The organism is Xanthomonas hydrangeae (assembly GCF_032697525.1).
In the GTDB taxonomy this organism is placed as follows: domain Bacteria; phylum Pseudomonadota; class Gammaproteobacteria; order Xanthomonadales; family Xanthomonadaceae; genus Xanthomonas; species Xanthomonas hydrangeae.
Genome location: NZ_CP103836.1, coordinates 2,155,060 through 2,172,500 on the forward strand (window position 1 = coordinate 2,155,060; position 17,441 = coordinate 2,172,500).

Annotated in this window: 11 protein-coding genes; 9 read left to right on the top strand and 2 right to left on the bottom strand. The window is 67.2% G+C overall.

Features of this window, described 5'->3' with window-relative positions:
* Positions 1-42: 42 nt before the first annotated feature.
* The 3 genes from NYR97_RS08955 to NYR97_RS08965 all read left to right on the top strand — a co-directional run bounded on the left by NYR97_RS08955 (position 43) and on the right by NYR97_RS08965 (position 6,988).
* A complete protein-coding gene (locus NYR97_RS08955) occupies positions 43-3,432 on the top strand; it encodes an ATP-binding protein (protein WP_316697601.1) in 3,390 nt (1,129 codons plus the stop codon).
* 14 nt (positions 3,433-3,446) lie between these two features.
* The gene (locus tag NYR97_RS08960) at positions 3,447-4,610 is read left to right on the top strand and encodes a Wadjet anti-phage system protein JetD domain-containing protein (protein ID WP_425613067.1); all 1,164 of its coding nucleotides are present in this window, start codon (positions 3,447-3,449) and stop codon (positions 4,608-4,610) included.
* 317 nt (positions 4,611-4,927) lie between these two features.
* On the top strand, positions 4,928-6,988 hold the full coding sequence (locus NYR97_RS08965) for a TonB-dependent siderophore receptor (protein WP_316697603.1): 2,061 nt from the start codon (positions 4,928-4,930) through the stop codon (positions 6,986-6,988).
* Positions 6,989-7,229: 241 nt separating this feature from the next.
* Here NYR97_RS08965 and NYR97_RS08970 read toward each other — a convergent pair whose 3' ends face one another.
* Positions 7,230-8,003, bottom strand: coding sequence for a sulfite exporter TauE/SafE family protein (locus NYR97_RS08970; RefSeq protein ID WP_316697605.1), 774 nt, complete (start codon positions 8,001-8,003; stop codon positions 7,230-7,232).
* A gap of 199 nt (positions 8,004-8,202) precedes the next feature.
* On the opposite strand from NYR97_RS08970, the gene NYR97_RS08975 reads away from it, so the two are divergent.
* The 6 genes from NYR97_RS08975 to bphP all read left to right on the top strand — a co-directional run bounded on the left by NYR97_RS08975 (position 8,203) and on the right by bphP (position 15,520).
* On the top strand, positions 8,203-8,592 hold the full coding sequence (locus NYR97_RS08975; protein WP_316697606.1) for a YchJ family protein: 390 nt from the start codon (positions 8,203-8,205) through the stop codon (positions 8,590-8,592).
* Between the two features lie 160 nt (positions 8,593-8,752).
* Positions 8,753-8,959 carry a hypothetical protein gene (locus NYR97_RS08980; RefSeq protein ID WP_316697607.1) on the top strand — a complete coding sequence of 69 codons (207 nt, stop codon included), beginning with the start codon at positions 8,753-8,755 and terminating at the stop codon, positions 8,957-8,959.
* A 350-nt stretch (positions 8,960-9,309) separates the two neighbouring features.
* Positions 9,310-11,472, top strand: a complete 2,163-nt coding sequence (locus NYR97_RS08985; protein ID WP_316697608.1) for a lytic murein transglycosylase — start codon at positions 9,310-9,312, stop codon at positions 11,470-11,472.
* A gap of 182 nt (positions 11,473-11,654) precedes the next feature.
* Entirely contained in the window at positions 11,655-12,926 is a 1,272-nt protein-coding gene (locus NYR97_RS08990; protein ID WP_316697609.1) for a TCR/Tet family MFS transporter, read from the top strand.
* Between the two features lie 99 nt (positions 12,927-13,025).
* Positions 13,026-13,619, top strand: a complete 594-nt coding sequence (locus NYR97_RS08995; protein WP_316697610.1) for a biliverdin-producing heme oxygenase — start codon at positions 13,026-13,028, stop codon at positions 13,617-13,619.
* Complete coding sequence (gene bphP / locus NYR97_RS09000; protein ID WP_316697611.1) at positions 13,616-15,520, top strand: bacteriophytochrome BphP; 1,905 nt, start codon at positions 13,616-13,618, stop codon at positions 15,518-15,520. The genes NYR97_RS08995 and bphP overlap by 4 nt, the downstream gene beginning before the upstream one ends.
* A gap of 139 nt (positions 15,521-15,659) precedes the next feature.
* Here bphP and NYR97_RS09005 read toward each other — a convergent pair whose 3' ends face one another.
* The gene (locus NYR97_RS09005; protein WP_316697612.1) at positions 15,660-16,835 is read right to left on the bottom strand and encodes a benzoate/H(+) symporter BenE family transporter; all 1,176 of its coding nucleotides are present in this window, start codon (positions 16,833-16,835) and stop codon (positions 15,660-15,662) included.
* Positions 16,836-17,441 lie beyond the last annotated feature (606 nt).

The window sequence follows — 17,441 nt, forward strand, 5'->3', positions numbered from 1 at the left end:
TGAGCGCAGGCCTGCGCTTTTCTGGCTTCCCGGACCGTACCGATGACCTCCTCTGCCGCGCCTTCCAGCCTGTTTGCCAACGATCTGCCCGACGCGCGTCTGCAGCAGTTCCGCATGCGCCGCCTGCAGGTGCACAACTGGGGCACGTTCTCCGGATTGACCGAGGTGCCGATCGCCGAACGCGGCTTTCTGTTCGTCGGCCGCTCCGGCTCGGGTAAATCGACGCTGCTCGATGCGATGTCGGCATTGCTCACTCCGCCCAGCATCGTCGACTTCAACGCCGCCGCGCGCGAGGCCGAACGCAGTGGCCGCGACCGTAACCTGGTGTCGTACGTGCGTGGCGCCTGGGCCGACCAGCAGGACAGCGCCTCCGGCGAAATCGCCACGCAATACCTGCGCAAAGGCGCCACCTGGACCGCACTGGTACTGGAATACCGCAATGGCGAAGACCGCGTGGTGAGCCTGGTGCGGCTGTTCTGGATTGCCGGCAACAGCGCGGCCACCGCCGATGTGCAAAAGCACTACATGGTGGCCGAGCGTGCCTTCGATGTAGCGCAGGACCTGGCCGGCTTCGATCTGGATCGGCGCAAGCTCAAACAGCGGCTGCACGATGTGCATCACTTCGATAGCTTTGCCGGCTACGCCGAACGTTTCCGTCACCAGATGGGCATCGGCAACGAGATGGCGTTGCGCCTGCTGCACAAGACCCAATCGGCCAAGAATCTGGGCGATCTCAACGCCTTCCTGCGCGGCTTCATGCTGGAAGAACCCAAGACCTTCGATGCGGCCGAACGCCTGGTCGGCGACTTCGCCGAGCTGGACGGCGCCCACCATGCGGTAGTGACGGCGCGTCGCCAGGTAGAGACCTTGCTGCCTGCGCGCTCGCACCACGCCGAGCTCATGCAGGTGCGCCGCCAGCGCAGCGAACTGGAAGAACTCAAGCTTGGCATCGACGCCTACCGCGAGCAGCGCCGGCTCGCCTTGCTGGACGCGCGCCTGCAGGAACTGGACGTGCAAGACCGCGGCCTTGCCGGCGAAGAAGGCCAGCGCCGTGCGGCATTGGACAACCACACCCGCCATCTGGAGGATCTGGAGGCGCAACGGCGCGCGCAAGGTGGCGAGCGCATCGATGCGCTGGAGCGCGAACAACACCAGCAGCAGGCCGAGCGCGACCGCCGCGCGGCCAAGCGGGCCCAGGCCGAGCAGGCATGCCGTGCCCTGGAGCAGGCCCTGGCCGACAGCGCGCACGGATTTGCCGAGCAGATCGCGCAAGCGCGCGCCGCCCTGGAAGATGGTCAGCGTGCCGCCGCCGAGCTCGACGAAGCGATCAGCGAGCGCATCGCCGGCAAGCACGACGACAGCAAACGCTTTGCCGAGGTGCGCGCCGAAATCGATGCGTTGACGCGCAATCCCTCCAATATTCCTGCGCCGATGCAGAGCCTGCGCGCACGCATGAGCACCGACACCGGCGTGCCGGAAGCGGCCCTGCCGTTCGTTGGCGAGTTGATCCAGATGCGCGAGGACGCATCCGCCTGGCGCGGCGCCATCGAGCGGGTGCTGCATGGCTTTGCGCAGTCGCTGTTGGTGGACGAACGGCATTACGCCGAGGTCGCCGACTGGGTCAACCGCACCCAGCTCGGCACGCGCCTGGTTTATTACCGGGTGCGCAGCAACGAGCAGGCACTGAGCGGTCGCGAACCGGGCAGCGCCTCGCTGTTGCACAAGCTGGAACTACGCGACCACCCGTTTGCCGCTTGGCTGCGGCGCGAGCTGGGCAAACGCTTCGATTACGACTGCGTGGACAGCGCCAAGGCCCTGCGCCATGCCGAACGCGCGATCACCCGCGAGGGCCAGGTCAAGCATCCGGGCGAGCGTTACGAAAAAGACGACCGGCATGCGGTGGGCGACCGTCGCCGCTGGCTTCTGGGCTTCAACAACCGCGACAAGCTGGCCTTGTTCGAGCGCGAAGGCCAGGAGCTGGCGCAACGCATCGCCGCTTGCGATGCCGACGTGGCCGACCTGCGCGCGCGCCGCGAACGCGATGGCCAGCGACGCCTGGCCCGCAACACCCTGGCCAACCTGGGCTGGGACGAAATCGATGTGGCCGCCGCGCTGCAGCGCCTGAGCCAGATCGCCCAGACCCTGCAGCAGCTGCGCGAAGGCGACGCCAATCTGCGCGCGCTGGGCGAGGCGATCGACCGCACCCGCGCCGACATCGACCAGGCCACGCGCACCTATGAGGGCGTGCGCACGGAGCGTGCCAAACTCGATGGCAAGCGAGAGGAGTGGGAGAGGCAGCGCCTTAAATGTGCTGGGGCAAATGAGCGCGTTGTCACTCCGCTACAGCAGCAGGGTCTTACCAGCCGTCTGTCGGCCTTGGGGTTGCTATCACTGGAGAACGTGGATGCTCATTTTCGCGATCTAACCAAGGAATTGACCGACCAAGATAGTGACTTGCTTGCCCGCGACAATGAGTGCGCACAGGAGCTTTTGGGCTGCTTCAAGCGCTACAGTCGGCAATGGCCCGAAGATAGCGGCGATCTGAGCCCGACGCTGGAAGGCGCCGACGATTTTCTCGCCCGCCTGCAGCGGCTCGAGCGCGATGGCCTGCCGCAGCACGAGGCGCGGTTTTTCGATCTGCTGCAAAGCCAGAGCAAGAACAATCTGCTCGCCTTGCAGCGCCACACCGCCGAAGCGCGCAAATCCATCGCCCAGCGTCTGGACGAGGTCAATGCCAGCCTGGAGCAGGTGCCGTTCAACCATGGCACCTTGCTGACCATCGAACTCGGTGATCGTCGTTTGCCGGAAGTGATCGAGTTCCATCAACGCCTGCGCGATGTGCTCGGCCATCACCAGACCGAACAGCGCGAGGTGGCCGAACAACAATTCGCAGTGCTGCGCGAACTGGTGCGCAAGCTGGGCTCGCAAGAGGGCGAGCACAAGCGCTGGCGCGACCTGGTGCTGGACGTGCGCCTGCATGTGGAATTTGTCGGCGTCGAACTGGACGCCGCCACGCGCCAACAGGTCGAGATTTACCGTAGCGGCGCCGGCAAATCCGGTGGTCAGCGCCAGAAACTGGCGACCACCTGTCTGGCCGCTGCATTGCGCTACCAGCTCGGCGGCGAAGACGGCGAACTGCCGCGCTATTGCGCGGTAGTGCTGGACGAAGCCTTCGACAAGGCCGACAACGAATTCACCGCGCTGGCGATGAACATCTTCGAGAACTTCGGTTTCCAGATGGTGGTGGCCACGCCGTTGAAATCGGTGATGACGCTGGAGCCGTTCATCGGCGGCGCGTGCTTTGTCGAGATCAGCGGGCGGCACGATTCGGGCGTCTTGCTGATCGAATACGACGAACAGTCGCGCCGGCTCAAGCTGCCCGAGCGCACCCGCAGCGCGGCGGCCGAGCCGTCTACCGAAACCGCACACTGATGGCCGCCTCGCCCATGCTGTTGCCTGCCGCCGCGCTGCAGGCGTTGCGCGGGCAATGGCAGCGCAACCGCGGGCAGTGGTTGATCGGCGAGGGCGCACCGCAATCCATTTCGCTGCGGGCGCCGACCCAGGCGCAGGCCATCGCGCGCTTCGATGCCTTCGGCCATTGGCTGCAGAGCTGGAACCGCACGGAACTGCCAGGCCGGGTGGACGCGCGCGAAGTGGCCTGGACGCAGCTCGGGCCGCAGCGTCTGCCGCAAGCCTGGGTGCTGGACGATGCGGCCCAGGCCGCTGCCGCGCTTGGCGAGGCCGAGCGCTGGCAGCGCGCCAGCCAACGGGCTGCGGCACTGCATGCGCGCTGGCCGCAGGCGCTCGCCCTGGCGGCGCGGCTACGCCGTCAATTCGATCTGCTGGCCGACTGGCCGGAGGCAGACTTTTCGCGCTTGGTGGCGGTGGTCGACTGGCTGCACCGGCATCGCGACAGTGGGTTGTTTCTGCGCCAATTGCCGATCGCCGGGATCGACAGCAAGTGGATCGAACCGCACCGCGGGGTGATTGCCGACTGGCTGGCCGGCCTGCGCGGCATCGCCGAGCCGACCAGCTTCGCCAGCCTGTCGGGTCTGCGCGCCGCGCCGGATCGGGTGCGCCTGCGCTTGCTCGATCCGGTATTGCGCCAGCACATGGGCGGGTTGGAAGACATCACCGCACCGATCGCGCAGATCGCCGCGCTGCGCTTGCCGGCGCGCCGCGTATTGATCGTGGAGAACCGCGAGACCGGCCTGGCGTGCGAGCCGCTGCCGGGAACGCTGGTGTTGATGGCGCGCGGTTACGCCATCGAGTACGTGCGCAGCATCGGCTGGCTGAGCGTATTGCCGCTGTATTACTGGGGGGATATCGACACCCATGGCCTGGCGATCCTGCACCGCCTGCGCACATATGCGCCGCAGACCATCGCGCTGTTGATGGACCAGGCCACCTTGCATGCCACCCCACGCGCGCTGTGGGGACACGAACGCAAACAGCATCGCGCACAGCGCCTGGACGCGCTCAGCGACGACGAGCAACGCCTGTACACAGCACTGCGTGATGGCCGGTTCGGCCCTTCTCCGCGCCTTGAGCAGGAACGCATTGCCTGGGACTATGCCTGGCCGCGCATCCAGACTGCCTTGGCCGACTGAGTGGTCGCGGCGCAGGTGCATGGTGGCGTCGCGGGATCCCGGGTGCCACCGCCTGCGCAAGCAGCAGCGACGCATCGCCACGGCGCGCGACGCGCATGCCATCGGCGTCACCGGACAAGACCAGGACGCCGACGATGGAGTGCCGCCATCGACGCCGAGGCTGGTGGATGCCTGCGCATGGACTGGCGCTCAGGTGCACCCCACGCGGTCGCAGATGCAAGAGCGTGCAACGCAGCCGGCATGCGTAGATAAGAATCGTTATCATTAGTGGCCCGGATGTGCCCGCCAGTGCGCACATCGCCCCGCTGAAGATCCCGATGACCCCACTGCCTGCGCCTCGCCACCTGTTGTTCGTGTCCCTGTTTGCTGCACTGCCGGCCTCCGCCCAGGAGGCCAGCCTGCTCGATGCCATCGTGGTCAGCGAAAAGCGCGCCCTGTACCGGCCGGAAAAGGCCGCCGGCGCCACCCGCACGCAGACGCCGGTGGAGCGCATTCCGCAGGCGATCCAGGTGGTGCCGCGCTCGGTGATCGACGAACAGCAGCTCACCCGGCTGGTGGACGTGGTGGCCAATGTCTCCAACGTGCAGCCCGGCGGCACCCAGGGCAATCGCTCGGAAACCTCCGTCATCCGCGGTTTCGAGGCGTCTTCGTATGCGGTCGACGGCATCCTGCTCAACCCGGCGCAGAACTTCACCGAGACCGTGCGCGATCTGGCCAATGTCGCCCAGGTGGAAGTGCTCAAGGGCCCGGCGGCGGTGCTGTACGGACGCGGCGAACCCGGCGGGGTGATCAATCTGGTCACGCTGCGCCCGGACGCGGTGTTCGGCGGCAATGCCTCGGTGCAGGCGGCCGAACACGGCCTGCGCCGCGTGCAGTCCAGCGTCACCGGCCCGCTGAGCCCGACGCTGTCGGCACGGCTCAGCGCCGCCGCGCAGGAAACCGGCAGCTTCCGCGCTGCGCAGGCCGATGGCGACCGCGTGTTCGTCTCGCCCTCGCTGGCATGGCGGCCGAACGATCAACTGCGGGCCGATCTGGATCTGGAATACACCCGCCAGACCAGCCCGGGCGATCGCGGGTTGGTCGCCATCGACGGCGTGGTGCGTGGCCCGGCCGAGCGCAGTTTTGGCGAGCCGTGGTCGCGTAATCACGGCAGCTCGCGCACCGCACGCGGGCGCATCGAAGTCGACGCCAATGACTGGCTGACGCTGCGCCAGATCCTCAATCACCAGGACGGCGACAGCGGCCGCGACGTGGCCGACTTCACCGGTTTCAGCGCCGACCGCGCCTTCCTGCAGCGCCGCGCGGTGCGCCAGGACCAGCAGGTGCGCGCAACGACCTCGCAGACCGAAGCGCTGGCGCATTTCGCCACCGGCCCGCTGCGCCATCAGCTGCTGGCCGGCGCCGAGTACGTCGATGCGCATCGCCACACCGACGAAGCGCGCGCGCCGCTGGCACGCATCAGCGTGCGCAACCCGGTGCAGGGCGCCTTGCCGGGCAGCTATGTGCCGGCGCGCGAGATCGATGTCGATGCGCGCTATGCCGCGCTGTATGTGCAGGACCAGATCAGCATCGGCGAGCGTTGGGACGTGCTGGCCGGCGTGCGCTGGGACGACGTGCAGCAGACCACCATCGACAACGGCGCGCGCACCCGCGAAGACGGCCGGCGCGCCTCGCCGCGGATCGGCGTGGTGTGGAAGGCGGCGCCGCAGCTGTCGTTGTACGCCAATACCTCCACGTCGTTCCGGCCGCGCAGCGCCACGCTGTTTTCCGGCGGCAGCGCACCACCGGAGACCGGCCGCCAGTACGAGCTGGGCCTGAAGAGCGCGCTGTTCGACAACCGCGTGCTCGCCACCGCCGCCGCGTTCCAGATCACCAAGGACAACGTCGCCACCAGCGATCCGGACAACAGCGGCTTTGTGCTGGTCACCGGCCAGCAACGCGTGCGTGGGCTGGAGCTGGACGTCACCGGCGAGCTCACCCAGAACTGGCGGCTGATTCTGGGCGCCGGCTATCTGGATGCGCAGGTCACCCGCGATACCGTCATCCCGGCCGGCAACCGCCTGCGCGGCGTACCGCGCGTCAGCGCCAGTCTGTGGAGCACCTATCACGTCGCCAGCGGGCCGCTGTACGGCCTGACCCTGGGCGCAGGCGCGGTGCATGTGGGCGAGCGCGAAGGCGATCTCGCCAACAGTTACCGCATTGCCGGTTACACGCGCTTCGATGCCTCGGCGGCATACCGCTTCGGCGGCCGTTACCAGCTGGCGCTGATGCTGCGCAATGTCGCCAACCGGTTCTACATCGAGCAACCGGTGACGCAGACCACCAACTATCCAGGCGCGCCGCGCACCTTGTCGGCGACGCTGAGCGTGGATTTTTAAATCCTGTCGATGCGGCAGCAGGCGGTTACCTCATGTGCGGCGGGTGAGCCGCTGCCGCAACGGACGGATGCAACCACGTGATTCCGAACAATAGCCATCGCATCGGCAGTGTGTTCGATCGGTTCCATGAAGCGGATGACAGCGCGCACCGACGCTGTCTTTTTGTTCGCCTGAGGCATGCGTGTGCACCATCGGGTTGCATCAGCGGCACGCATCACGCGTCACGTGTTCGCATGCAGCCTCAGTGCAGCAGATCCCAGCCCATCTTGCCGATCAGCACGATCACCAGCACCAGGAATAACTTGCGGATCAGCGGCGTGCCACCGCGCAGCGCCATCCGCGTGCCGGCGACCGCACCGGCCACGTTCGCCACCGCCATCGGAATGCCGATCGCCAGCATCACCTGGCCGCTGGGCAGGAAGAACGACAGCGCCGCCAGGTTGGTGGCCAGGTTCACCACCTTGGCCGCGGCCGAGGCGCGCAGAAAGTCCAGCCCGAAGAAGCGGATGAACAGGAAGATCAGGAAACTGCCGGTACCGGGCCCGAAGAACCCGTCGTAGAACCCGATCGCCGCGCCCATCGCCAAGGCAGTGATCAGTTCGCGCCGGCCGATCTGGCGTGGCCGATGCAGCGCACCGAAGTCCTTCTTGATCAGCGTATAGACCAGCATCGCGATCAGCAGCGCCAGAATCAGCGGCCGCACTGCCTGCTTTGGCATCAGGCTGACCGCAGTCGCGCCCAGAAACGAAAACGTAAACGCCGCCACCGTCGCGTACAGCACCGGCCGCCACGGAAAGCGCACATTGCGCGCATAGCGCCACGCCGACGCACCGGTGCCGAACATCGCGCTGAACTTGTTGGTGCCCAGAATCAGCGACGGCGCCTGCTGCGGCAACGTGGCGAACAAGCCCGGCAACTGGATCAAGCCACCGCCGCCCACCGCTGCATCCACCAGCCCGGCGACGAAGGCGATGCACAGCAGCCAAGGCAATTCGGTGGGAATCAGTTCCAGCAAGACGGCGCTCCGCACGACGGGGCGACAGCATAGCCGCCGCACCGCGCGGCGTAATCCCACAGCAAGGATGGGGAGTGGGGCGCAAGCAAGCGGCCTTCAAAAGCCCCTCTCCCCCCGGGAGAGGGGTTGGGGTGAGGGTACGGGGAGCCAAGCACCGGCTTCCTCCCCAATCCCCAATCCCTTCCCGCACAATCGCCCGATGCCGACCTCCACCCCCACCGATCCCTGTCCCTGCGGCCGCGCCGCCGACTACGCGCAATGCTGCGGCCAGTACCACGCCGGCACCGCTGCGCCCGATGCCGAAACCCTGATGCGTGCGCGCTACAGCGCCTACGTCCGCCGCGATGTGGATTACCTGCTCGCCAGCTGGCATCCATCCACGCGCCCACCCGAGTTGTCGCTGGACGAGGGCGGCCGCACCACCTGGCTCGGCCTGACCGTGCAACGCGCCATCGTCACCGGCACCGACACCGCCGAGGTGGCGTTTCTGGCCCGCTATCGCATCGGTGGCGGCAGCGCGGTGCGCATGACCGAACACAGCCGCTTCGTGCGCGAAGACGGCCATTGGTATTACCTCGACGCGCGCTGAGCAGGCGCAGGCCTGGATGCGTCGCGCGCCCAGGCCGCAGACCGTGAAGCCGTTCAGCCCGACGAACGGCACGCACTGGTGGGCTTTCTCGACATCACGTTCGCAGCCGATCCCGGAAGCTTGCCGCCTCGGCGGAGCTCGCCGCGGGGCGGACACGATCATGGCAACCTTCAATCTCTGGCAGTGGGTGCTTGTGGCCATCGCGGTGTTTGCGATCGTGGTGCCGGCGTGCCTGGCCACTGCACTGATCTGGTTTGGTCCCCGCCACGACACTCCACGCAGGGCCCGCGTCCGCCGTGTGTCCGACACCAGCCCCTCCAGCCCCGCGTTGTCGCTGCTGACCGGCATCACCGGCGACGGCAGATAAGCGCGGCGATCGACGCCGCTGGGCTGTCGCAGCACATCCACCAGGCGCGCCGGTTCGACATCTCGGCATCGGCACGCGACATCGCTATCTGGAAGGGTCATCACCTCGTAGAGTCATCCAGCGTCTTGGCTGCGCGCATCGGTCTGGAAAGCGTGCGGCGCACAGTCACCCCGGCGCGTTGCCACCAGCGAGCGCAGCGCACGCTGACGCGGCGACATCTCGACATCTCGACATCTCGACAATCGCCACCTGCACGCCTGCAACCAGCCAGGTTGGCTATCCTCGGCGGCTCGACCTGCCGCAGGAGCGCTCCACCGCATGACCTCCGTCCACACGCCGGCGATCGCGCCGTGATGCTGACCCGGCGCGTGCTGCCTGCGCTGTTGGCGCTGGCGCCGCTGATCGCCTGCGCCGATCCGGCCTTCGACCGCTGCCTGGCCGGCCTGCAGACCCAGGCGGCCGCCAAGGGCGTGCAGGCCGCCGATTTCCAGCGTTTCACCGCCGGCCTGGCACCCGATCCCAGCGTGTTGCCGCTGCTCGATGCCCAGCCCGAATTCACCACCCCGATCTGGGACTACCTCGCCAGCCTGGTCGACAGCCAACGCGTGGCCGACGGCCAGGCGATGCTGGTCACCCATCGCGACCTGCTCGCGCGACTGTCCGACCAGACCGGCGTCGATCCGGCCACCATCGTGGCGGTCTGGGGCGTGGAGAGCGACTATGGCCGCGTCACCGGCAAGCGCCCGCTGCTGGTCTCATTGGCCACGCTGTCGTGCGCGGGCCGCCGCCAGCCGTTCTTCCGTGGTGAGTTTCTCGCCTTGCTCGGCCTGCTGCAGCAAGGCGACCTGTCGCCGGATGGCTTGACCGGCTCCTGGGCCGGCGCCTTCGGGCAGACCCAGTTCATGCCTTCGACCTATGCCCGCATCGCGGTGGACGGCGACGGCGACGGCCGCCGCGACCTGGTCGCCAGCATTCCCGATGCGCTGGCCTCCACCGCCAACTACCTGGTCAAGGCCGGCTGGGAGCGCGCCCGTCCCTGGGGCATGGAAGTGCGCCTGCCGGCCGGCTTCGACGCCAGCAAGGCCGGCCGCACCCGGCGCCAGCCGCTGCAGGCCTGGCAGAACGCAGGGCTGCTCGGCAGCGACGGCAAGGCCCTGGCGCCGACCGGCCTGCCCGCCGATGCCCCGGCCGCCCTGTTGCTGCCGGCCGGCGCGACCGGCCCGGCATTCCTGGTGTTCCGTAACTACGACGCGATCTATGCCTACAACGCTGCCGAAAGCTACGCGCTGTCGATCGCCCTGCTCGCCGACCGCCTGCGCGGCGGCCCCGGCCTGGTCGCCGCCTGGCCCACCGACGACCCCGGCCTGGGCCGGCCCGAACGGCGCGAACTGCAGCAGCTGCTGCTGGCCCGCGGCCACCAGATCGGCGAGGCCGACGGCATGATCGGCACTGCCAGCCGGCGCGCCATCCAGGTCGAGCAGACCCGCCTGGGCCTGCAGCCGGCCGACGGCCGCCCCGGCCAACGCATCCTCACCGCCCTGCGCGCCGCCCCGCCGGTCGCAGGCGCGGCGGCCATCCGCTCCACCGCGTTCAAGCTGCCTGCCGCCTATCCCGCATTCGTCCAATCCCCCATCGTCCACAAGGCACCCCCCATGTCCGACCTCACCGGCCTGCGCACAGGCGACTTCCACGGTTTTCCCTCGCTGTTGATCGACACCCCGTTCTCCACTGCGGCCATCAGCCTGTTCGGCGGCCAGCTGCTGTCGTTCGTGCCCAAGGGCGGGCAGGACGTGATGTGGCTGTCGCCCACCGCCAAGCAGCCGCCCACCCCGATCCGCGGCGGCGCCCCGGTGTGCTGGCCGTATTTCGGCCGCCAGGACCAGACCGGCGAAGTGCCCGCGCACGGCTTCGTGCGCACCGTGCCGTGGCAGCTCACCGAGAGTCGCCGCGAAGACGACGGCACGCAGGTGCTCACGCTGACTCCGCCCAGCTTCGACGACCTGGCGTTGCGCCTGCGCATGACCCTGCGCATCGGCCGCACGTTCGAACAAAGCCTGATCACCGACAACACCAGCCCGGCCCCGGTGCGGTTCACCCAGGCGCTGCACAATTACTTCCGCGTCGGCGACGCGCTCAAGGTCAGCGTGCAGGGCCTGGACGGGCTGGACTACCTCGACAAGTACGAGAACTACGCCACCGCCCACCGCCAGCAAGGCGACTGGAGCCTGCGCGACCCACGCGACCCCGGCCGCAGCGACCGTATCTACACCAACGCCGGCGGCCGCTACACCCTGACCGACCCGGTGCTCGGCCGCCGCATCGTCATCGCCACCCAGGGCAGCCGCTCGCTGGTGGCCTGGAACCCGGGCGAAGAAGCGGCTGCCAAGATGGCCGACGTGGGCGATGGCTGGCGCGACTACGTCTGCCTGGAAGCAGCCAACGCCGGCCCGGACGTGATCGAACTCGCGCCCGGCGCCAGCCACACGCTGACCCAGACTATCAGCGTCGAATAACCGCAAGATTCGCCCAAGGCACGTGCAGAGCCCTGGCTGCTTTCCCCAAGACAGTAAAGAGGCAGAGATGCTCCCTTCTCCCACCGGGAGAAGGTGCCCGAAGGGCGGATGAGGGTACGTAAGCCCATCCCCACCGCTCAATCCGCCGCTACACTCGCCGCTTCGCCCCTGCGTGCCGCGCGATGTCCATCTCTCCCGATTCCGCATCCGCTCCTGCACCGGGCCGGCGCCGCGCCGCGCTGATCTTCATCTTCATCACCGTGCTGATCGACGTGCTGTCCTTCGGCGTGATCATTCCGGTGCTGCCGGATCTGGTGCGGCACTTCACCGGTGGCGATTACGCCGTGGCCGCCGGCTGGATCGGCTGGTTCGGCTTTTTGTTTGCCGCCATCCAGTTCGTCTGCTCGCCGCTGCAGGGCACCTTGTCCGACCGCTACGGCCGCCGCCCGGTGATCCTGCTTTCCTGCCTGGGGCTGGGCCTGGACTTCATCCTGATGGCGGTCGCGCATTCCCTGCCGATGCTGCTGCTGGCGCGGGTGATCTCCGGCGTATGCTCGGCCAGCTTTTCCACTGCCAACGCCTATATCGCCGATGTCACCCCGGCCGACAAGCGTGCCGGCGCGTTCGGCATGCTCGGCGCCGCGTTCGGCATTGGTTTTGTCGCCGGCCCGCTGATCGGCGGCTGGCTGGGCAGCATCGGTCTGCGCTGGCCATTCTGGTTTGCCGCAGGGCTGGCGCTGTTGAACGTGTTGTACGGCTGGTTTGTGCTGCCCGAATCGCTGCCTGCCCAACGTCGCACCGCGCGGCTGGATTGGTCGCATGCCAACCCGCTTGGCGCGCTCAAGTTGCTGCGTCGCTACCCGCAGGTATTCGGCCTGGCCTCGGTGGTGTTCCTGGCCAACCTGGCGCATTACGTCTACCCCAGCATCTTCGTGCTGTTCGCCAGCTACCAGTATCACTGGGGCCCGCGCGAAGTGAGCTGGGTGCTGGCCGGCGTGGGTGTGTGCAGCATCATCGTCAACGCGTTGCTGGTCGGCCGGCTGGTGCGCTGGCTGGGCGAACGTCGCGCGTTGTTGCTGGGCCTGGGCTGTGGGGTCATCGGTTTCGTCATCTATGGGCTGGCCGACAGCGGCACCGCGTTCCTGATCGGCGTGCCGATCAGCGCGTTTTGGGCGATCGCCGCACCGTCCGCGCAGGCCTTGATCACCCGCGAGGTCGGCGCCGATGCGCAAGGCCGCGTGCAGGGCGCGTTGACCAGCCTGATCAGTCTGGCCGGCATCGCCGGTCCGTTGTTGTTCGCCAACGTGTTCGCCTGGTTTATCGGCAGCGGCGCCCCGTTGCATCTGCCCGGCGCGCCCTGGTTGCTGGCCGGTCTCCTGCTTGCCGCAGGTTGGGTCATGGCCTGGAAGCGGGCAGGGCGTGGGCCCGGCATCGCGCACGCAACGCCGCGATAATGCCAACCTATTCACGTTGCACTCGCGCCCGCTTTATCTGATTTGCGCAGGCGCTGCTAGGCTGGTGTCCTTCGTGCCGCGGCACCGCTTCGAGTCCCTATGTCTTCCGACGCCTTGGCAGTTCCGCCCTCGGCCGCGTTCGTGCTGCGCGATGCCACCCAGGGCGTCCATTGCCTGGTCGAAGCGATCCCGCTGATGCAGGCATTGGGGCAGGGACGCGTCGATCGCGATGCCTATGCGCTGATCCTGCGCCGGCACCATGCACTGCTGGCCGGCTTCGAAGCGCAACTGCGCAATTGGCTCAGTACCCTGTCTGGAACCGGCTGGCAGTATCGCCGCCGCGTGCCGGCCTTGCGCGAAGACCTGCGCGCGCTCGGCCAGCAACCAGGCACTGCCATCGCAGCGCCCGCCGCCGGCAGCGATGCCGCGCGCTGGGGCATGCTCTACGTCATCGAAGGCTCGCAACTGGGCGGCCGGATGATCGCGCGCAGCCTGCGCAAACAGCAGCCCGGTCTGGCCGATGCCTTGCGCTATTTCGAACTGGCCGACGACGATCCGGCCGGCTGGCGCCATTTCCAGACCGTGCTCAACCAACGTCTCGACACGCCTTGCGCACGCGCCGCCGCCATCGACGGTGCGCAGGCCATGTTTGCCCACTTCCACACCTGCCTCGCAGCGGAGCCGCGCCCGTGAACCAGCCAACCGAACCCCTGAATATGGATGTCTGCGCCCGCGAGCCGATCCACATTCCCGGCCTGATCCAGCCTTACGGCGTGCTGCTGGTGATCGAACCGGCCGACGGCCGCATCGTGCAGGCCAGCACCACTGCCGCCGAGTTGCTCGGCGTGCCGCTGGCCGAGCTGTTGGGCATGCCCTACACGCAAGTGCTTGAACTGCCCGGCGAGCAGCCGTTCGCGGTCGACGACCAGGCGCAACACCTATTACATGCCGAGGTGCGTTTCCCCAGGCGCGCCGCGCCCACAGATCACCCATGGGTGGCCGCCTGGCATCTGTATCCGGAGCAATGGCTGGTCGAAATCGAACCGCGCGACGCCCGCCTGATGGACGTCACCCTGCGCGAGGCGCTGCCGCTGTTGCGCAGCATCGAGCGTGATCCCGGCATCGACGAAGCGGCGGTGCGTACGGTCAAGGGCCTGCGCAACATGATCGGCTTCGATCGGGTGATGATTTACCGCTTCGACGAAGAGTGGAACGGCGAAGTCATTGCCGAGGCGCGCAACCCCGAATTGGTGGCTTATCTCGGCCAGCGTTACCCGTCCACCGACATTCCCGCGCAGGCGCGCGCGCTGTACCTGCGCAACCGCGTCCGCCAGATCGCCGATGTCGGCTACCAGTCCGCCGCAATCGAGCCCACCTTGCATCCGCGCCTGGGCACGCCGGTGGATCTGAGCGATGTCAGCCTGCGGAGCGTCTCGCCGGTGCATCTGGAATATCTGGCCAACATGGGCGTGAGTGCCACCCTGGTCTCCTCGCTCGTGGTCAACGACGTGCTGTGGGGGCTGATCGCTTGCCACCACTACAGCCCGCACTTCACCAGCCACGCCATGCGCGATGCCACCGATGCGGTCACGCGCGCGCTTGCTGGTCGCATCGGCGCCTTGCAGGCGGTCGAGCGTGCGCGCATGGAATCGGTGTTGCTTACCGTGCGCGAAAAGTTGATCACCGACTTCAACGACGCCGCCCAGATGACGGTGGAGATGCTCGCCGATATGGCGCCTGACCTGATGGACGTGGTCGATGCCGACGGCGTGGCGATCTTCCATGGCAAGGAAATCAGCCGCCATGGCACCACGCCCGATGCCGCCGCGCTGCGGCGCATCCGCGACCATATCGAATCCGCACACCACGCCGCCCTGCGCGAGGATGCCGTCGGCGCCCTGCATGTGGAGGCGATCGGCGAGGTATTTCCCGAGCTGGCCGATCTGGCACCGCTGGCCGCCGGTTTCATTTTCGTGCCGCTGATGCCGCAGTCGCGCAGCGCCTTGCTGTGGACCCGCCGCGAACAGGTGCAGACGGTCAACTGGGCCGGCAACCCGCAGCTGGCCAAGCTGGCGGACATCCCCAACTCGCGCCTTTCGCCACGCAAGAGCTTCGATCTCTGGCAGGAAACCGTGCGTGGCCGCGCGCGTCGCTGGTCGCCGCTGCACCTGGAGTCGGCCCGCAGCCTGCGTGTGTTGATCGAACTGATGGAACGCAAGCGCTTCCAGCAGGATTTCACCTTGCTCGAAGCCTCGCTGTCGCGTCTGCGCGACGGCGTGGCCATCATCGAACGTGGCGCAACCACGGCCGCGCACCGGCTGATGTTCGTCAACCCGGCGTTCGCAGAACTCATCCAGACCGAAGTGGCCGACCTGATCGGTTGCGACATCCTGACCCTGCTGGCCAGCGATGCCGCCCGGTCCAAGGTGGAACTGCTCGAAGAGGCGCTGCGGCAAGGCCGCGCCGCCTACGTCACCTTGCCGCTGCGCGCCCCCGGTGGCTCACCGGTCTACCGCCAATTCCATCTCGAACCGCTGCCCAGCCCCAGCGGCGTCACCGCGCACTGGTTGCTGCAGCTACGCGATCCCGAATAAGCGAGCCGGTATCGCGCCAGGTGCAAGCTCGCAACATGCTGGCTGCGGTCCAGTTGCCTGCATCGCTTGGTGCGGTCGGGCACGGCGTCTCAGTGAGTCCATCCGATAAGGCGCCCATCCACTGGATGGTGTGCCGCGGCTAGGCCCGCGGCCGCAACACCAACAAGGTGATCGTTCCGGCTACCAGGCCCCAGAACGAGGCACCGATCCCGCCCAGCGTCAGCCCTGACGCCGTGACCAGAAAGGTGATCAGCGCCGCCTCGCGCTCGCTGTCTTCGCGCAAGGCCGCCGCCAGGCTGTTGCCGATCGTGCCCAACAACGCGATCCCGGCGATCGCCATCACCAGCTCGCGCGGAAAGGCGGCAAACACCGCCGCCACGGTCGCGCCGAACAGGCCGATCACCACATAGAACACGCCCGCACTGACCGCAGCCACATAACGCCGTGCCGGATCCTCATGCGCCTCGCGTCCCATGCAGATCGCAGCGGTGATCGCCGCCAGGTTCAAGGCAAAGCCGCCGAATGGCGCCAGCAGCGTATTGACCGCACCGATCCAGCCGATCGTCGGCGAGATCGGCACCGCATAGCCGGAGGCCCGAATCACCGCTACACCCGGCACGTTCTGCGAGGCCATGGTGACCACGAACAAGGGAATCGCCAGCCCAAACAGCGCCGCCCACGACAGCGACGGCACCACCAGCACCGGATGCGCCAATTCCATCTGCACCGCTGTCCAGTGCAATAGCCCGCCACTGGCCGCAATCGCGGTGCCGATCAGCAACGTCGCAATCACCGCATAGCGCGCAAACCAGCGCCGCCCAACCAGATAGGTCGCCAGCATCGCCAGCACCAGCAGCACCTGACTCTGCATCGCCACGAACAGATCCAGCCCAAAGCGCAACAACACCCCGGCCAACATACCCGAGGCCAGCGAGATCGGAATGCGCCGAATCGCCCGCTCGAACAACCCCGAGAAACCAGCCACCATTCCAAGCACTGCAGCCACCACAAACGCACCCACCGCCTCACGCAACGGCACACCGGCCGCACTGCCGATCAGCATCGCCGCACCCGGCGTGGACCACGCCGTCACCACCGGCACGCGATAGCGCAGCGACAATCCAATGCAGGTCACCCCCATGCCGATCCCTAGAGCCCACATCCACGAGGCGATCTGCGCCTGATCCGCCCCCAGATGGCGTGCCGCCTCGAACACGATCACCGCTGAGCTGGCAAAACCCACCAGCACCGTGACAAAGCCTGCAGCAATCGCAGGCAGGGACAGATCGCGGAGCAGGCTGCGGGAGGAGGGCATGATGCGTTCTCTATCTAGTGCATGCATTCTTACCGAGCGCGTCGATGATCGATACCGCAACCCCTTGCGCGGTTGGCTCTGTATCGACGCTCGTTCTTGTCCCGCATGGAACGCATGGGCTTTGCTCCAACGCGGGCATGGAGTCGTGTGGCGTAGTTGGAGAAGGCAAACCAATACGCCGCAAAAGCACGTGGGATCAGGCCTCGCGCATGGGCGTAATGACGGCCGTGTCATGCCGGTGTCAAAAAGTGCTTGCACTTCTGCCCAGTCTCGATAAACTGCGCGACCTCGCTCAGAGCGGCGGCGCTTTTCGAAGCACCGCAACAACGAACGGGTTCGAAAACTCCCAGAACTTGGGTGTTGACGAAGTAGGAAAGTCGGCTATGATGGGCGGCTCGCTACACGGAAAGACGCTACGGCGGATTGAGTGCAGCGGCGGCAACTTCCTCTTCACGAGGGGTTGACGAAGATGAAAAGCCTGCTAATATGGCCGGCTCGCTTCGCAGAAAACCTTCGGGTCGAAACGAAGCAGCGTCAACCACCTCGGAAACAAGGTGTTGACGGCAAGAAAAAGTCCGCTATAATGGGCGGCTCGCTTCGACGGAA